Raw genomic sequence first — 15,727 nt, 5'->3', positions numbered from 1 at the left:
AGCCCCTGCATGGAGAGCCTACGGCCCGGAACCGGCCCGGCACGCACCACTATCGGGCGCCTGCCGTAGCGCGGGGATCCTTCGGGCCCTCGTTCAGCTAAGGAAGCCTTACCATGCAAATCGTTCGTCCGTCGACCATCGTGGCGGGCCTGCTCGCCGCGATGTGCGCGCTGCCGGCCGCGGCCCAGGCCCCCACCAAGATCAAGTTCATGCTGGACTGGAAGATTCAAGGCGTGCATGCCTGGTTCTACTGGGCCAAGGACAAGGGCTACTTCAAGGAAGAAAACCTCGACGTGACCATCGACCAGGGCGACGGATCGGCGGCGGCCGTGACCCGTGTGATGTCAGGCGGCTACCAGGCCGCGGTGGGCGATGTGAACGCGATCATCCAGAACGCCGCGACCAAGCCCGGGGAGGCGCCCGTGATGGTCTATATGATCTACAGCCAGGCGCCGTTTGCGTTGATCACCAAGGCCGACGGACCGATCAAGTCGCTCAAGGACGTGGAAGGGAAGACGCTGGGTTCGCCCGCCGGCGCCGCGGCGCTCAAGGTATTCACCGCGCTTGCCAAGAACAATGGCATAGACGAGAAGAAGGTGAACTGGACCAACATGGCGCCCAACCTGCAAGAGCAAATGCTGCTGCGCGGCCAGGTCGATGCCTCGGCCGTGTTCGCCGCCACCAGCTATATGAACCTGGTGGCGCAGCAGGTGGATCCCGACAAGGACATCCGCTGGATCTTCTACAACGACAACGGGTTGGATCTGTACAGCAACGGCGTATTGGTATCGGCCAAGCTGCGGGCCGAGCAGCCGCAGGCGGTGCGAGGCCTGGTGAAGGCGGTCAATCGGGCGATGAAAGAATGCATTGCCGCGGCCGACCCCTGCATCGACAACCTGGCGCGCAACGAACCGCTGATCGACAAGAGCATCGAGAAGCGGCGCATGCTGTACGTGCTCAAGAATTCCATTCTGACCCAGGAAGTCGGCGAGATCGGCCTGGGCGACGTGAAGGACGAGCGCATGAGCCGGGCAATCGCGCAGATCGCCGACAGCTACGGTTTGTCGCGCCGCCCCGAGCCTGCCGAAGTGTTCGATCGCGGCTTCCTGCCTCCCAAGGCCGAGCGCACGGCCAAGCTGCCGCTATGACGGGGATCGACGCGTTGGGCGGCGCCTGGATGATCCGCAATGCCGTGCTGCCGGGCCGCGAAGGCCGGTGGCGGCTGGCGGTGTCGGAAGGACGTATCGCCGAGGTGGTGCCGGATGGGGACGGCGGCGGGTATCGCGACGCGTGGGATGCTGACGGGCGCCTGCTGTCGCCGGCGTTCGTCGACCCGCATGTGCACGTGGACAAGTCGCTGACCAGCGACCGGGTCCCGGATGCCGTGGCGGCGGTGGATCTGGAATCGGCCATCCGCGCGGTACGGCGACTGAAGTCTGAGTTCACGGAAGACGACGTCGCCACGCGCGCCGTGACCTCGCTCGAAATGGGGCTGGTCCACGGTACGACCGTCGCGCGGACGCATTGCGAGGCCGACCGCCACGTCGGCTTGCGCGCGATAGCGGGTGTGCAAGCCGCCGCGAAGTCGCTGGCGGGCCGCGTGGATGTGCAGCTTATTGCGTTTCCGCAGGAAGGCTGGTTCGAGACGGCGGGTTCGATCGAGGACGGTGCCGCGCCTTTCATCGAACAGGCATTGCAAGCCGGCGTGCGCATCGTCGGGGGAAACGTCAACAAAGCCTTGTGGCCCTCGGATCCGGAGCGCCAGGTGGACGAGAGCTTCGCGCTGGCGGCCCGCTATGACTGCGATATCGACTATCACCTCGACAACTGGGACAGCCCGGCGTCCTTTACGCTGCCCTACGTCGCGCGCAAGACGCTGGAGCAGGGCTGGCAGGGGCGCGTGGCTGTGTCGCACATTGCGTCGCTGGCTTGCGTCGGTGACGCCGAGGCTACCGACACCATCGATGCGGTCAAGCAAGCGGATGTGAACGTGTGCGTGCTGCCCACGCGGATCCGCCTGACGCGCGTCATGGAGCTGATGGAAGCGGGCGTCAACGTGGCGTGCGGGACGGACAACATGCGCGATCCCTTCGTGCGCTATGGCGATGCGGATCCGCTCAAGGCTTTGCTGCTGCTGGCCCAGCTCACGCACCAGCTGCACAACGCCGGACTGGAGCGGCTCTGGCGCACCATGACGGACAACGCGGCGCGCATGTTGCGGCTGCCGGATTATGGCCTGGCCGCCGGCTGTGCGGCGGACCTGGTGTTGTTCGATGCCGGTTCCGTGCCCGAGGCGATACTGCTGCAGGCCCCGCGGCTGGCGGTATTCAAGCGGGGCGTGCAGGTGGCCGGGCGGCTCCGCATGGCCTGACCCGCCCCGGGCTCAGGCTTCCTGCGGCCCCAGCGTCTGCTGGATGTGCTGGGCAAAGGCGTGGGCGATCACCGGCAATTGCCGGTGCCGCAAGCTGGCCAGGACGAGCTTGCCGCGGGGGAAATGCCGGTCTTCGATTTGCCGGGTCACCAGCGCGCCGCCATCGGTGACCGCGCCGATGGCGATCTGGAAAGAAATGGCGTGCTGGTAGTAGAGGCATCCGCGCAGGAACTCGAACGAATTGCTTTCCACCATGGGACGCAGCTTGACCGAGCTGCGCATCATGAAACGTTCGAGCAGCTGGCGGCCGCCGATGTCGCGGTCGGGCAGCACCACGGGATAATCGGCGCAGTCGCGCAGGTACAACTGGGGCCGTCCCGCGAGCGGGTGGCTGTGGTGCATGAGTGCGACCAGCGGTTGGTCGAAGTGCGCGATGGTCTCGAGGTCTGCCTCAGGCGGCAGGTTGAAGACCAGGGCGAGGTCGACGTCGAACGCGCGCAGCGCTTCCAGCGCCTGCAGGTGGTCGCCGATGATCACTTCGAAGGCCACCAGGGGGTGCGCCCTGCGGAACGACGCTACGGCGCCCGGCATGTATGCGGGAGCCAACGCCTGGCTCGCGACGATTCTCACGGTGCCCCGGCGCCTGCCCTTCAGTTCCTCGATTTGGGACCGCACGCTGTCCAGTTCCGCATTGCGGCTGCGGATATAGCTGACGAAGAGTTCGCCCGCGGCGGTCAGCCGCATTCCGCGCGGCAGGCGCTCGAAAATCGGCGTGCCCAGCTCTTCCTCCAGGTCCTGGATGCGCCGGTTGACGGCCGAAGGCGCGACGTGCAGCCGTTCGGCCGCCTGTCGTATGGAACCGACGCGGGCGACTTCATCGACGTAGCGCAGAAAACGAAGATGATTCATGGCGGGAATCTCGCAAGAAGGCAATGGCAGTCCGGATGCACCGCATCGTGGCCTCGCCGTCCGCAACGGGGCATGGTGTCCCGTATTGGTGCGGCGGCTCGCCGTGTGGCACCACCGCGTAGCCCGTCGCGCTGCGTGGGCGGCCGGCCTGCGCAGCGTGGGCGTGCAGGCGGGACAGGTGCAATACACGGGCGGCGAGGGTGACGTTGCCGATACGGCAACGATTAGTCCGCAAAATAGCATTGAATTGAATCACGAAAAAGGGCTGTCCAGGTACGGTCATTGCATTGAAGAAGGCGTGTCCGGGCGTTTCCGGGCCGCTTTAGCAAAAGACCATGGATATTCCCCACTCTTCGCACTGTTCTTTCGGGCCTTCCCCAGACAACGTCTGGACGCGGCGAGACGATTGCCTGAGCCTGGTGCGCCCTGTGCGTCCTTCCCGGCCCGTGCGGCTGCCTGCCGACGGCGAGGCGCTGGAGATCGACCTTGCGCGGTCGGCATTGGTCGTGATCGACATGCAGAACGATTTCTGCCATCCGCGCGGCTGGTTCGGCCAGAAGGGCGTGGACGTGGCCCCCATGCGGGCGCCCATTCCCGCCATCGCCTCGCTGTTGCCCGCGTGGCGGGCTGCGGGCGGCAAGGTGGTCTGGCTCAATTGGGGCGTGCGGCCGGACCGGCTCAACCTGAACCCCACGATTCTTTTCAAGGGCAAGCGCAGCGCCGACGGCGTCGGCTATGCCGAGCGCTCGCCGGAAGATCTCGGCCCCAGCGTGGTGCCGGGCGAATGGGGGGCCCGGGTCGTCGATGAACTGCCGACCGCCGACGGCGATGTGACGGTCTACAAACACCGCCTCAGCGGCTTCTGGGACAACGAACTGGACAGCCTGCTGCGCCAGCAGGGCATCACGACGCTGCTGTACGCAGGCGTCAACACCGATCGCTGCGTGTTCTCGACTCTGCAAGATGCCGGCTTCCTCGGCTACGACAACATCTTGCTGGCCGATGCCTGCGGCACCTGCTCTCCCGACTACGTCAGCCAGGCCATTCATTTCCTGGTGCGGCAATTACACGGTTTCGTCGCATCGGCCGGCGACCTGACCTCTGCTTTGGCCGGTCTGGCCGCGCCGGCGGTGCAACCGCCTTCCTCTACTTCCTACTAGGAGCCGTTTCATGATCGCTCGTTTCAAGAGGCTTGTCCTGTCCGCCTCCAGCGCCGCCGCGCTGGGCCTGTGCCTGTCGATGCTGCCCGCCGCGGCATCGGCGCAGATTCCCATCAAGATGACCTTGAACTGGAAATACGAGGGCGCGCAGGCGTGGTTCTTCCTTGCCCAGGAGCGCGGCTATTTCAAGGCCGAGGGGCTGGACGTCCAGATCGACCAGGGAGAAGGCTCGGCCGCAGGTATTCCCAAGGTTGCGGCCGGTACGTATACCGCCGCGTTCGGCGACATGAACGCCCTGATCGATCTTGCCGGCCGCCGCCCGGCAGACGCGCCGGTGGGCGTGTTCATGCTCTACAACGTCGCGCCGTTCGCGGTCGCGGTCAAGAAGGACAGCCCCATCAAGGAGCCCAAGGACTTCGAGGGCAGGACCCTGGGGGGCGCGGCCAACGACGGCGCGCTCAAGTTGTTCCCGACGCTGGCGAAGATCGCCGGCGTGGACCGCTCTAAGGTGAAGATCAGCAACATGGCGCCCAATCTGCGCGAGCAGATGCTGCTGCGCAACCAGGTCGACGGCGTGTTCGGCTATGTCAATACCATCTGGTTCGCCGCCAAGCTCAGCGGCATGAATCCCGAGCTGGACATGCGCTTCATCAAGTATGCCGACTATGGGCTGGACCTCTACTCCAACACCGTCATGTTCTCGCGCAAGTTCGTCAAGGAGCATCCCGAGGCAGTCAAGGGCTTCCTGCGTGCCCTGAACAAGGCCATCAAGGACGTGGTCGCGGATCCCGACGCCGGCATCGCGGCGGTGCTCAAGCGCGAACCGCTGCTCAAGCGCGACCTGGAGAAGGAAAAGCTGCTGGCAACCCTCAAGCGCGACATGAGCCATCCGGAAATCGCCCGCATCGGCCTGGGCGACGTGGATGACGCGCGCTTGAAGCGGGCCATCGGCCTGGTGGTGGAGGCCAACCAGCTGGAAAGCACCCCCGACGCGTCGCTGGTGTTCGATCGCAGCTTCCTGCCGCCGCGCGAAGAACGGCTGTCGCATTTCTGAACCGCGAGCTTCGCGGCCGGACCCCCATCGTATCGATCGAGAGACACATAAATGGAATTGCAGCTCAAAGACAAGGTGGCCGTCATTACCGGTCCCGCCAAGGGCATGGGCCGGGCGATTACGCTCGCCTTCGCCCGCGAAGGGTGCGCACTGGTGCTGGCGGGCCGGGACGTGGCCGCCATCGAGCCGGTCGCCGCAGAAGCGCAAGCGCTCGGCGCGCGCACCAGGATCGTCCGATGTGACCTGACCGATGCCGCACAGACCGAGGCGCTGGGGCGGGAAGCCGAGCAGGCGTTCGGCCGCGTCGACATCCTGGTCAACGTGGCCGGCGGCTCGGGCCCCATCGGCAAGACCGGCTGGGAAACCACCGCCGAGGAGTTCGACGACATTGTCGGCCTGAACATGAAGGGCTGCTTCAACACCATGCATGCGGTGCTGCCCGGCATGATCGCGCGGCGCTACGGCAAGATCGTCAACGTCGGCGGCACCTTCGGCATGCGCGGCCGCGCCGGCCGCATGGCCTATTCGGCTTCCAAGTGGGGGCTGCGCGGCATCACCAAGAGCTTCGCGCTGGAAGCCGGCCCGCACAATATCAACGTCAACTGCGTGGCGCCGGGCATGGTCGACGGCCCGCGCTTCCGCGAAAAGGTGTGCGCCGACATGGCCCGCCGGCTGGGTATCTCGCTGGAAGAGGCGATGTCCCGCCATGCCGCCGACTACGCCCTGCGCCGCGTGTCCACCGATGAAGACGTCGCCGCGGCCTGCCTGTTCCTGGCCAGCGATGTCTCGCGCCAGATCACCGGCGTCGACCTTCCGGTCGACGGCGGCTGGGCCGCGCTTTGAGGAGATCGCAATGAGTAAAGTCGATCTCGTCATCCGCGGCGGCAAAGTCGTATCGCCCGACCGCATCGTCGAAGCCTCGGTCGCTATCGATGGCGGCGTCATCGTCGCCGTCGGCCACGACGACCTGATGCCGGCCGCGCGCGAAGAGCTTCGTGCCGACGGACTGTTCCTGCTGCCCGGGGCCATCGACAGCCACGTACACTTTCGCGACCCCGGTTATCCGCACAAGGAAACCTGGAAAACCGGTTCGGCCGCGGCGGCCTGCGGCGGCGTGACCACGGTGTTCGAGATGCCGAACACCAATCCGCCCACCGGTACCGTAGAAGCCTTGCGCATCAAGCAGCAGGCCGCCGGATCGTCCTACGTGGACTACGGCATCCACGGCTTGCTGGGCGACGATACGATCGACCGCCTGGAAGAATTGCTCGAGGCCGGCGTGACCAGCTTCAAGGCCTTCGTCGGCAATACCTTCGGCAATCTGCCGGCCCCGACCGACGGTGCCCTGCTGGAAGGCTTCGAGAAACTGGCCCCGCTGGGCATCCGCACTGTCGTGCACGCCGAGAATTCCTCCATCATGGCCCGCCGCCAGCAGCGCATGGAGGCCGCCGGCCGCATCGATCCGCTGGCACATCTCGCGTCGCGCCCGGCGGTGTGCGAGGTGGAGGCCATCGGCCGGGTCCTGACCCTGGCCGAGTGGACCGGTGCGCGCGTGCATATCGCGCACCACAGTTCGCGTGATTCGCTGTTCCTGCTGCGCGAAGCCAAGCGGCGGGGCGTGGACGTGACCGTGGAGACTTGCCCGCAGTACCTGCTGCTGAACACGGGCGACATGACGCGGCTGGGGGGCATTCTGCGCCTCAATCCCCCCATACGCGAAGCGCATCACAACCAGCCGTTGTGGGATGCGCTCCTGGAGGGCGTCATCGACATGATCGCCACCGACCATGCTCCCCACGCGCCCGAAGAAAAGACCCGCGCCAACATCTGGGAATGCGATTGCGGCTTCCCTGGGGTGGAAACCCAGATGCCGCTGATGCTGACCGAGATCAACCGCGAACGCGCCACCTTGATGGACTATGTGCGCTGGAGCTCGGTCAATCCCGCCAAGGCCTGGGGCCTGTATGGCACCAAGGGCGTGATCGCGGCCGGCGCGCATGCCGACATCGCCGTCGTGGACATGGACCGGCAGGGCGTGCTGGCCGAAGGCAAGCTGCACAGCCTCAGCAAGATCTCGCCGTGGAACGGCCGGGTCGTGCAAGGTTGCCCGCTGCATACGCTGGTGCGCGGCCGCTTCGTCATGCGGGACGGCAGACTGGTCGAGGACGCCGCCGGATGGGGCCGCTCGGTCAAGGCCGTGCAGCAGATGCCGGCGCCCCGGCCCCGCAATGTCGATACCTATACGGCAAACATCCTCGAGACGCCGCCCGGCGTTCCGTCGACCGCCGAACCCCGTAGGGAGGCCGCGCAATGACCGCATCGCTGACAACTGGCGAACCGCGCCAACGCGTGGGCGTCTATCGCATCGCCTGCCGCGGCCCCGGCGACCTGTCCGGTGTCCAGGCGCTGGTGGATGCAGGCGAACTGGATCCGCGCCACGTCGTTGCCGTGATGGGCAAGACCGAAGGGAACGGCTGCGTCAACGACCACACGCGCGAGTACGCCGCCATGGCGTGGTGCCATTTCCTGGCGCCGTTCCTGGAGTGCACGCCGGGCGACGTCGAATCCCGCGTCGCGCTGGTCATGTCGGGCGGGACGGAGGGCGTGCTCTCGCCCCACTTTACGGTCTTTACACGGGACTGGACGCAAGCGTCCGAGGCGCCCCCGGAAGGCAAGCGGCTGGTGGTGGGCATCGCCAAGACGCGCGACTTCGCCCCCGAGGAAATCGGCCGCGCGCCGCAGATAGACGCCACGGCCGAAGCCGTCCGTGAGGCGATGGCCGACGCCGGCATCGCCGCGGCCGACGATGTGCACTTCGTGCAGGTCAAGTGCCCGCTGCTGACCTCGACCAAGGTCGACGAGGCTTTGTCGCGATCCGCGGATACCGTCACGCGCGACACCTACGAGTCCATGGGGTATTCGCGTGGCGCCTCGGCGCTGGGCGTGGCCGTCGCGCTGGGCGAGGCGGCACGCGCCCGCATCGGCGACGCTGCCGTCCTGGCCGACTGGTCCTTGTACTCGACCCGCGCCTCGGTGTCGGCAGGTATCGAGCTGGAAGGGAACGTCGTAATCGTGCTGGGCGAGGCAAGCGGGAGCCTCTCGCCGTACCGCATCGCCCACACCATGATGCGCGACGCGGTGGACGCCGCCAGCGTACGCGCCATGCTGCGCGATGCCTTCGGGCTGGATCCGGACTGCGACGGCGAGGAACTGGGCCATCGCCTGGTCAACCTGCTGGCGAAGGCCGAGGCCAGTCCCGACGGGCGCGTGCGCGGCGAGCGCCACACCATGCTCAACGACTCCGACATCAATGCCACCCGCCACGCCCGCGCGGCGGTGGGCGGGGTGCTGGCATCGATCGCCGGCCACACCGCCCTGTACGTATCGGGCGGCGCCGAACACCAGGGGGTGCCGGGCGGCGGACCCGTCGCGGCCATCCTGCGCGCCGAACCCACCCCTTCCTTGTCCAGGGAATGACTATGAGCCAACCCTTTATCGAACTGGCGGACGTGACGCTGCGCTACGGCGGCGGCACGCTGGCGCTGGACCATACGGACCTGAAGATCGACCAGGGCGACTTCGTCGCGCTGGTCGGCCCCAGCGGCTGCGGTAAATCGACCATCCTCAAGCTGGTGGCCGGCCTGCTGACTCCCAGTTCCGGCGGTGTCATCGTGGGCGGGCGGGAAGTGGGCGCCAAGGGCGCCGGACCGGTCGACCCCCATACGCCCCGCGTACGCATCGGCCTGGCATTCCAGAATCCGACCATGCTGCCGTGGCTGACCATACGCGAAAACGTCATGATCCCGCTCAAGATCGTCCAGCCGTTCCGCGCCGACTACGCGCGCAAGAAACGCGGCGAGTACGCGGACCGGGCCGAGGCCTTGCTCGAGCAGGTGGGGCTCAAGGGGTTCGGCGACAAGCGGCCGTGGCAGTTGTCGGGCGGCATGCTGCAGCGTGCCTCCCTGTGCCGCGCGCTGGTCCACGATCCGCAGTTGCTGCTGCTGGACGAGCCCTTCGGCGCGCTCGACCAGTTCACCCGCGAAGAGCTGTGGGCCATCATGCAGGACTTGTGGATCGCCAAGCGGCCCACCGTGCTGCTGGTTACCCACGATCTGCGCGAATCGGCCTACCTGGCCAATCGCATCTGCGTGATGAGCGCCCGGCCCGGCCGCATTCTGGAAGACCGGGAAGTGGAATTCGCGCGCCCGCGCACGCTGGAGGCCAGCTACGCGCCGGCCTTCGCCACCTTGGTCCAGGAGTTGCGCATGCGCATCGCGCATGCCCGCACCAACAGCGATACCGCGCCGGCCTCGGCCCAGGCGCCTGCCAGGAGAGTCGCATGAGCGATGAGAAGAAACCGTTGCTTTCGCCCCAGGCCAAGCGCTATACGCTATCGGCGCTGGCGCTGATCGGGTTTTTCCTGCTGTGGGAAGGGATATGCCTGGCGACCGGTGTGTCCGACCTGGTGCTGCCGCGTCCGAGCCAGATCGCCGCCGTGCTGATCGAGAAAATGCCGCTGCTGTGGCCCCATACGGTGCAGACGCTCTACACCACGGTAACGGGCTTCGTGCTCGGCGTCCTGGTGGGCATCGTCCTGGGCGTGGTGATCGGCTCGTCGCGGCTGGCCTATGACGTGGCCTACCCGCTGCTGGTCGGCTTCTCCAGCATTCCCAAAGTGGCCGTCGTACCGATCTTCGTCGTCTGGTTCGGTGCGGGCACCATGCCGGCCATCCTGACCTCGCTCGTGATCAGCATCTTCCCCGTCGTGGTGAACGTGGCCACCGGGCTGGCCAATACCGAGCCCGAACTGGAAGACGTGCTCAAAGTGCTGGGCGCGAGCAAGCGCGACGTGCTGTGGAACGTGGGCCTGCCGCGCGCGCTGCCTTATCTTTTCGCCTCGCTGAAGATCGCGATTACACTGTCGTTCGTCGGGACCGTGCTGTCCGAGACGGTGGCCGCCAACAAGGGAATCGGCAACGTCATGATGATCGCCAGCGGCAATTTCGACGTGCCCCTGGTGTTCGCCGGGCTGTTCATCCTGGCGGTGCTGGGCGTCGCGTTGTACGCGATCTCCGCCCTGATCGAGGTGCGGTTGACGGGCTGGGCGCAGCGCAAGAACGACATGGCAATGGCATGACGCGCCGGCGGCCGGTACTCCCGGCCGCTCGCGCCTGGGATTTTCTCGATGGATAACAAAAGCGTTTCACTGGCCAAGGTCGCCGTCTTCTGCGGCTCGAATTTCGGATTCTCCGACGAGTACGCGCAGGCGGCGCGCCGGCTGGGCGCCGAAATCGCGGCCCGTGGCCTGACCCTGGTCTACGGCGGCACCCACAAGGGTTTGATGGGCATCATGGCCGATACCGTCCTGCAGGCCGGCGGCCGGGCGGTGGGCATCATCAATCAGCGCCTGTACGACCGCGGCCACCTGCACCCGGGCCTGAGCGCGCACGAGATCGTGGTCGACATGCGTGCCCGCAAGGCCCGGATGGCCGACCTGGCCGATGCGTTCATCGCCTTGCCGGGCGGCCTGGGTACCTTCGAGGAGTTGTTCGAGGCCGCCACGCTCACGCAGCTGGGCGACCATTCCAAGGCCTGTGGCGCGCTGAACGTGCGCGGGTTCTACGAACCCATGCGGGCGATGCTGGATCATGCGGTGCAGGAGGGCTTCCTCAAGCCCCAGCACCGCGACATGATCGTCATCGACGCCGATCCCGGCGGCCTGCTCGACGGGCTGGCGGCCTGGACCGCGCCCACCGTGACCAAGTGGTTGGGCGATCCCGAGCCAGCGGCTTGAGTCGCCGGCTATGCGCGGCGGGCGATGGCCCGGGCGCGCCCAATGTTTGTTTACACTGACATTCCCGCCGAGCGGGACATCCGGCCTTTTTCTTTTGCAGACCACCATGACAAGAATCCGCATACGCGCCGCCGAGTACACCTTCGTCGCCGAAACGCATCCCGATGCGCCCGAGACGGTCGCGGCCTTCATGAAGCTGCTGCCCTACAAACAGAAGATCATCCACGTGCGGTGGAGCGGCGAAGGCTGCTGGATTCCGCTGGGCGACTTCAAGCTCGGCGTCGGCTTCGAGAACCACACCAGCCACCCCTCGGTGGGCGACATCCTGTTCTATCCCGGCGGCTACAGCGAGACGGAAATCATCATGGCCTACGGCAGCTGCATGTTCGCCAGCAAGATGGGCCAGCTGGCCGGCAATCATTTCCTGACCATCGTCGAGGGCAAGGAGAACCTGCGCGCGCTGGGCACGAAGGTACTGTGGGAAGGGGCACAGGACATCGTGTTCGAGAAAGTGGAATAGTCCACCCGCTTCGGCGTTCCTTCGCCAGCGCCTGCTCAGGCCCGTCTTTCAAAGAGCGTCGCCAGCCAGTCGATGAACACGCGCACGCGCGGGGAGAGCTGGCGATGCGCGCGCGGCACTGCGCGCCGCCGGCCGGGTGATCAGCGCCGATTACCGCACCGAATATACCTATCACGCGCAGATGGAGCCGCTCGCGGCGGTGGCCGCGGTCGATGCGGACGGCAAGGGCGCCGAGGTCTGGCTGGGCACCCAGAGCCAGACCATCTCCATCGGGGTCGCCGCACACGTGCTGCAAACGACGCCTGACCGTATCCGGTGTCATGCCATGCAGATGGGCGGCGGATTCGGCCGGCGCACCTTCTTCGCACGCGATCTGCTGCGCGATGCGCTGCTGCTCTCTAAGCAGGTCAGGCGGCCGGTCAAGCTGATGTGGACCAGAGAGGACGATGTCAAGAATGGCTGGTTCCGGCCTGCCTCGGCGCATCGGCTCGAGGCGGCCCTGGACCGCAACGGCGATGTGGTGGCTTGGCGCCATCGGGTCGTCAGCGCGTCGATCCTGGCCTTCTCCATGCCGGATCGCTGGCCGGCCGCCAAGAACCGGGACTTCCTGGTCATGGAAGGCGCGGAAAGCGCGGATTACGCAATACCGGACTTCCTTGCCGAGTATGTCGCCGCCGGCCGCCGTGCCCGCGTTGCGGCGTGGCGCGGTATCGGCTGGGGTCCGAACATGTTTGCGCGCGAGGGTTTCATCGACGAACTCGCCGCCGCCGCGAATACCGATCCCGTGAGCTTTCGCCGCCGCTTGTTGAAGAACAGCGAACGTGGGAAGCGGGTGCTGGATGCCGTCGTCGCCATGTCGAAATTCGGCGCGCCACCTCAGGGGCGCGCGCATGGACTGTCGTTTGCGGGCTATAAGGCCAGCTGCAAACCTAGCGGCGGTCCGGCCCGGCAGAGTCGCCGGGCGGGCGCTACTTTATTTGAGGAACAGCTTGTAGGCTGGATTCTCCGACTCGTCCCAATGCCGATACCCCAGTTCCGCCAGGAAGGTCGCGAATTCCTTCTTGTCTGACGGCGGCACTTGCAGGCCCACCAGGATCTGGCCATAGTCGCCACCCTGGTTGCGGTAGTGGAACAGGCTGATGTTCCAGTTGGGCGACATCGAGTCCAGGAAGCGCATCAAGGCACCGGGCCGCTCGGGAAATTCGAAGCGGTACAGCAGCTCGTGGTTGGTCGTCGGCGCCCGCCCGCCTATCATATGCCGCAGATGGGTCTTGGCGAGTTCGTCGTGGGTCAGGTCGATGGCGGTGAAGCCATGGCGCCGGAAGTTGCCGGCGATCTTCGGTGACTCGCTTGCCGAGGCGATCTGCAGGCCGACGAACACGTGCGCTTTTTCCGAGTCGGCCATGCGGTAGTTGAACTCGGTCACGTTGCGATTGCCCACCAGCTCGCAGAAGCGGCGGAAGCTGCCGCGTTCTTCCGGTATGGTCACGGCGAATACCGCTTCGCGCGCCTCGCCCACTTCGGCCCGGTCGGCTACGAAGCGCAGGCGATCGAAATTGATATTGGCGCCGCAGGCCACGGCCACCACGGTCTTGCCCTTCCAGCGGTGCTGGGCGACGTATTTCTTGAGGCCCGCCAGCGCCAGCGCCCCGGCTGGCTCCAGCACGCTGCGGGTTTCTTCGAACACATCCTTGATCGCGGCGCAGATGGCATCCGTGTCGACGACGACGAAATCGTCCACGTATTTGCGCACGAGCCGGTAGGTCTCCTCGCCCACGAGCTTGACGGCGGTGCCGTCGGAGAACAGGCCGACGTCGGACAGCGTGACCCGGCGCCCCTTGCTCACGCTCTGGACCATGGCGTCGGAGTCTTCGGTCTGCACGCCGATGATGCGGATATCGGGACGCAGCTGCTTGACATAGGCCGCTACTCCGGCAATCAGCCCGCCGCCGCCGATCGCCAGGAAGATGGCGTCGATCGGGCCGGGGTGCTGGCGCAGGATTTCCATGCCTATGGTGCCCTGGCCGGCGATGACGTCAGGATCGTCGAAGGGGTGGACGAAGGTGAGCTTTTCCTTGGCTTCCAGCGTCTTGGCGTAATTGTAGGAGTCGGTGAAGCTTTCGCCGTGCAGCACGACTTCGGCGTTGCGGGCCCGGACCGCATCCACCTTGAGCTGGGGCGTGGTGACCGGCATCACGATGACCGCCCGGCAGCCCATGCGCTGGGCCGCCAGGGCCACGCCCTGCGCGTGGTTGCCGGCCGATGCGGCGATGACGCCGCGCTCCAGTGCCTTGGGCGGCAGGTTCGCCATTTTGTTATAGGCGCCCCGCAGCTTGAAGCTGAAGACGGGCTGCGTGTCTTCCCGTTTGAGCAGCACCGTGTTCGCAATTCGCGCCGAGATCTGCGGAGCGGCCTCGAGTGCGGACTCGATGGCGACGTCATAGACTTTGGCGGTGAGAATGCGTTTGAGATAGTCGGTGGCCATGATGCTGCGTCAGGGGTTGGTGGGGAAAAACGTAACTCTGTAGTTTGACACAGATGTCCGCACGGCGTTTTCGCAGCGGGGCAGGGCATCGACGCCGCCGGCCGGGTGCGGGGCGCAGCCAGGCAGCGGGGCGCATTCGGAGCCGCCGGTGTCGGCCTGGCCGGCGGGGAAGCAAGGACGCATCTGTTTGAGCGCGGCAGTTGGGACAGTCCGGGGGACTGTCCCCGCGCGAGTTATGCGTCCGCCCCGCCGGCCAGGCCGACACCGGGAAGTCCCGGCAACGCCGGGACCGGCTTCGCTGCGCCCCGCTGCCTGGCTGCGCCCCGCACCCGGCCGGCGGCGTCGATTACACTCCCGGCCATGCATCAATGGCTGACCTCCTCCGTCGACTGGTTACTCCACGCGCTGGCACTGCCGGAAGTGGGGCTCCCGACCGTTTTCGTGGTCAGCCTGCTCTCGGCCACCCTCCTTCCCATGGGGTCCGAGCCCGCCGTGTTCGGCTACATCAAGCTGGCGCCCCAGATGTTCTGGGTCGCGATCCTGGTCGCGACGGCCGGCAACACCGTGGGCGGGATGATCAGTTATTGGATGGGCGTGTTCGCCAAGCGGGCCTTCGAGCGTATCAAGGCGCGGCACGAGGCCCGGCATGCTCATGACCATCCCCATGCCGGCGCCCCTCCCCATGCCGATGAAGCGGCGCATGCGCCCAGCCGGCGGGACCGGTGGCACGCCTATGCTCACGCCTGGATAGAGCGCTACGGCGCCAAGACGCTGCTGCTTTCGTGGGTGCCATTGGTGGGGGACCCGCTGTGCGCGGTGGCGGGATGGCTGCGGCTGGATTTCCGGGCGTGCATGATCTATATGGCCATAGGCAAGTTCGGCCGCTACGTCACGATGACGGCCGCGCTGCTGTGGATATTTCCCAATCACTGAGCATGGGTGTCGATAGATGAGCAAGACACGGGTCTACGGACTGAACAACTGCGATACCTGCCGCAAGGCGCGCAAATGGCTGGTCGCCCAGGGGCACGAGGCGGAGTTCATCGACTACCGGGAGCACCCGGTCGGCCGGGACACGCTGCGTGATTGGGCGGCGCAGGTGGGCGGCTGGGAAAAACTGGTGAATCGCTCCTCGACGACCTGGCGCAGCCTGCCGCCCGACCGCAAGGAGCCGGCCGATGAAGGGCAGTGGCTGGCGTTGGTCGCCGAGCATCCGACGCTGGTCAAGCGGCCGGTGCTGGTGACGCCGGACGGGACGGTCAGCGTCGGCTTCTCGGAAGCGGGCTGGACGCAGCGCCTGGGAGGCTGAACGAAGGCTGGCCCGGCGGACGGAATCGCTGTCCGTTGGGCGGTGTTCCCGGCAGATATGACCCTTTTGGCGGGTCGGGAAAAGGGCGGTAGGGCAACGGGAGGCTGGGCTGATCGGCTAGAATG

15 protein-coding genes and 1 pseudogene are annotated in these 15,727 nt (G+C 66.4%); 14 read left to right on the top strand and 2 right to left on the bottom strand.

The window, feature by feature from the left end; genetic code table 11:
* Nucleotides 1–113 precede the first annotated feature (113 nt).
* Together QHC78_RS14540 and QHC78_RS14535 are read left to right on the top strand one after the other, a co-directional pair.
* The gene (locus tag QHC78_RS14540) at nt 114–1,148 is read left to right on the top strand and encodes an ABC transporter substrate-binding protein (protein WP_319745741.1); all 1,035 of its coding nucleotides are present in this window, start codon (nt 114–116) and stop codon (nt 1,146–1,148) included.
* Nucleotides 1,145–2,371: an amidohydrolase family protein gene (locus QHC78_RS14535; protein WP_319745739.1), complete on the top strand. Its 1,227-nt coding sequence runs from the start codon at nt 1,145–1,147 to the stop codon at nt 2,369–2,371. Before QHC78_RS14540 ends, QHC78_RS14535 begins: the two co-directional genes overlap by 4 nt.
* Before the next feature lie 12 nt (nt 2,372–2,383).
* Here the strand turns inward: QHC78_RS14535 and QHC78_RS14530 are convergent, their stop codons facing one another.
* A complete protein-coding gene (locus QHC78_RS14530) occupies nt 2,384–3,280 on the bottom strand; it encodes a LysR family transcriptional regulator (protein WP_319745737.1) in 897 nt (298 codons plus the stop codon).
* A gap of 335 nt (nt 3,281–3,615) precedes the next feature.
* Between QHC78_RS14530 and QHC78_RS14525 the strand changes: the two genes are divergently transcribed.
* From QHC78_RS14525 to QHC78_RS14480, 10 genes and pseudogenes are all read left to right on the top strand, one after another.
* The gene (locus QHC78_RS14525; RefSeq protein ID WP_319745735.1) at nt 3,616–4,440 is read left to right on the top strand and encodes a cysteine hydrolase family protein; all 825 of its coding nucleotides are present in this window, start codon (nt 3,616–3,618) and stop codon (nt 4,438–4,440) included.
* A 10-nt stretch (nt 4,441–4,450) separates the two neighbouring features.
* The gene (locus QHC78_RS14520) at nt 4,451–5,494 is read left to right on the top strand and encodes an ABC transporter substrate-binding protein (RefSeq protein ID WP_319745733.1); all 1,044 of its coding nucleotides are present in this window, start codon (nt 4,451–4,453) and stop codon (nt 5,492–5,494) included.
* 51 nt (nt 5,495–5,545) lie between these two features.
* Nucleotides 5,546–6,337, top strand: coding sequence for an SDR family NAD(P)-dependent oxidoreductase (locus tag QHC78_RS14515; protein ID WP_319745731.1), 792 nt, complete (start codon nt 5,546–5,548; stop codon nt 6,335–6,337).
* 10 nt (nt 6,338–6,347) lie between these two features.
* On the top strand, nt 6,348–7,808 hold the full coding sequence (gene allB / locus QHC78_RS14510) for an allantoinase AllB (protein WP_319745729.1): 1,461 nt from the start codon (nt 6,348–6,350) through the stop codon (nt 7,806–7,808).
* Nucleotides 7,805–8,971, top strand: a complete 1,167-nt coding sequence (atzD, locus tag QHC78_RS14505; protein WP_319745727.1) for a cyanuric acid amidohydrolase — start codon at nt 7,805–7,807, stop codon at nt 8,969–8,971. The genes allB and atzD overlap by 4 nt, the downstream gene beginning before the upstream one ends.
* Before the next feature lie 2 nt (nt 8,972–8,973).
* Complete coding sequence (locus QHC78_RS14500) at nt 8,974–9,837, top strand: ABC transporter ATP-binding protein (RefSeq protein WP_319745725.1); 864 nt, start codon at nt 8,974–8,976, stop codon at nt 9,835–9,837.
* Nucleotides 9,834–10,631, top strand: a complete 798-nt coding sequence (locus QHC78_RS14495) for an ABC transporter permease (protein ID WP_319745723.1) — start codon at nt 9,834–9,836, stop codon at nt 10,629–10,631. Before QHC78_RS14500 ends, QHC78_RS14495 begins: the two co-directional genes overlap by 4 nt.
* A gap of 48 nt (nt 10,632–10,679) precedes the next feature.
* Nucleotides 10,680–11,288 (top strand): LOG family protein, encoded by a 609-nt coding sequence (locus QHC78_RS14490; RefSeq protein WP_319745721.1) that lies wholly within the window; start codon nt 10,680–10,682, stop codon nt 11,286–11,288.
* A gap of 106 nt (nt 11,289–11,394) precedes the next feature.
* Nucleotides 11,395–11,808, top strand: coding sequence for a DUF3830 family protein (locus QHC78_RS14485; RefSeq protein ID WP_319745719.1), 414 nt, complete (start codon nt 11,395–11,397; stop codon nt 11,806–11,808).
* A gap of 106 nt (nt 11,809–11,914) precedes the next feature.
* Nucleotides 11,915–12,877: pseudogene (locus QHC78_RS14480) on the top strand (molybdopterin cofactor-binding domain-containing protein); the annotation flags it as partial.
* Here QHC78_RS14480 and ilvA read toward each other — a convergent pair.
* The gene (gene ilvA / locus QHC78_RS14475; protein WP_319745717.1) at nt 12,782–14,293 is read right to left on the bottom strand and encodes a threonine ammonia-lyase, biosynthetic; all 1,512 of its coding nucleotides are present in this window, start codon (nt 14,291–14,293) and stop codon (nt 12,782–12,784) included. The pseudogene QHC78_RS14480 and the gene ilvA sit on opposite strands and share 96 nt — an antisense overlap.
* Before the next feature lie 360 nt (nt 14,294–14,653).
* On the opposite strand from ilvA, the gene QHC78_RS14470 reads away from it, so the two are divergent.
* Nucleotides 14,654–15,226, top strand: coding sequence for a YqaA family protein (locus QHC78_RS14470; RefSeq protein WP_319745715.1), 573 nt, complete (start codon nt 14,654–14,656; stop codon nt 15,224–15,226).
* 16 nt (nt 15,227–15,242) lie between these two features.
* Nucleotides 15,243–15,602 carry an arsenate reductase gene (locus QHC78_RS14465; protein WP_319745713.1) on the top strand — a complete coding sequence of 120 codons (360 nt, stop codon included), beginning with the start codon at nt 15,243–15,245 and terminating at the stop codon, nt 15,600–15,602.
* Nucleotides 15,603–15,727: the final 125 nt, after the last annotated feature.

Origin of the sequence: Pigmentiphaga sp. (assembly GCF_033795525.1) — a bacterium.
Taxonomy (GTDB): domain Bacteria; phylum Pseudomonadota; class Gammaproteobacteria; order Burkholderiales; family Burkholderiaceae_B; genus Pigmentiphaga.
This window is presented reverse-complemented; position numbering and strand designations above follow the sequence as displayed.

Bases quoted from the DNA above. Each gene is read 5' to 3' on its own strand.
- QHC78_RS14465 (WP_319745713.1), top strand. From the start codon at position 15,243: ATGAGCAAGACACGGGTCTACGGACTGAACAACTGCGATACCTGCCGC.
- QHC78_RS14515 (WP_319745731.1), top strand. From the start codon at position 5,546: ATGGAATTGCAGCTCAAAGACAAGGTGGCCGTCATTACCGGTCCCGCC.
- ilvA (WP_319745717.1), bottom strand. From the start codon at position 14,293: ATGGCCACCGACTATCTCAAACGCATTCTCACCGCCAAAGTCTATGAC.
- allB (WP_319745729.1), top strand. From the start codon at position 6,348: ATGAGTAAAGTCGATCTCGTCATCCGCGGCGGCAAAGTCGTATCGCCC.
- atzD (WP_319745727.1), top strand. From the start codon at position 7,805: ATGACCGCATCGCTGACAACTGGCGAACCGCGCCAACGCGTGGGCGTC.
- QHC78_RS14490 (WP_319745721.1), top strand. From the start codon at position 10,680: ATGGATAACAAAAGCGTTTCACTGGCCAAGGTCGCCGTCTTCTGCGGC.
- QHC78_RS14535 (WP_319745739.1), top strand. From the start codon at position 1,145: ATGACGGGGATCGACGCGTTGGGCGGCGCCTGGATGATCCGCAATGCC.
- QHC78_RS14530 (WP_319745737.1), bottom strand. From the start codon at position 3,280: ATGAATCATCTTCGTTTTCTGCGCTACGTCGATGAAGTCGCCCGCGTC.
- QHC78_RS14525 (WP_319745735.1), top strand. From the start codon at position 3,616: ATGGATATTCCCCACTCTTCGCACTGTTCTTTCGGGCCTTCCCCAGAC.
- QHC78_RS14500 (WP_319745725.1), top strand. From the start codon at position 8,974: ATGAGCCAACCCTTTATCGAACTGGCGGACGTGACGCTGCGCTACGGC.
- QHC78_RS14485 (WP_319745719.1), top strand. From the start codon at position 11,395: ATGACAAGAATCCGCATACGCGCCGCCGAGTACACCTTCGTCGCCGAA.
- QHC78_RS14540 (WP_319745741.1), top strand. From the start codon at position 114: ATGCAAATCGTTCGTCCGTCGACCATCGTGGCGGGCCTGCTCGCCGCG.
- QHC78_RS14470 (WP_319745715.1), top strand. From the start codon at position 14,654: ATGCATCAATGGCTGACCTCCTCCGTCGACTGGTTACTCCACGCGCTG.
- QHC78_RS14495 (WP_319745723.1), top strand. From the start codon at position 9,834: ATGAGCGATGAGAAGAAACCGTTGCTTTCGCCCCAGGCCAAGCGCTAT.
- QHC78_RS14520 (WP_319745733.1), top strand. From the start codon at position 4,451: ATGATCGCTCGTTTCAAGAGGCTTGTCCTGTCCGCCTCCAGCGCCGCC.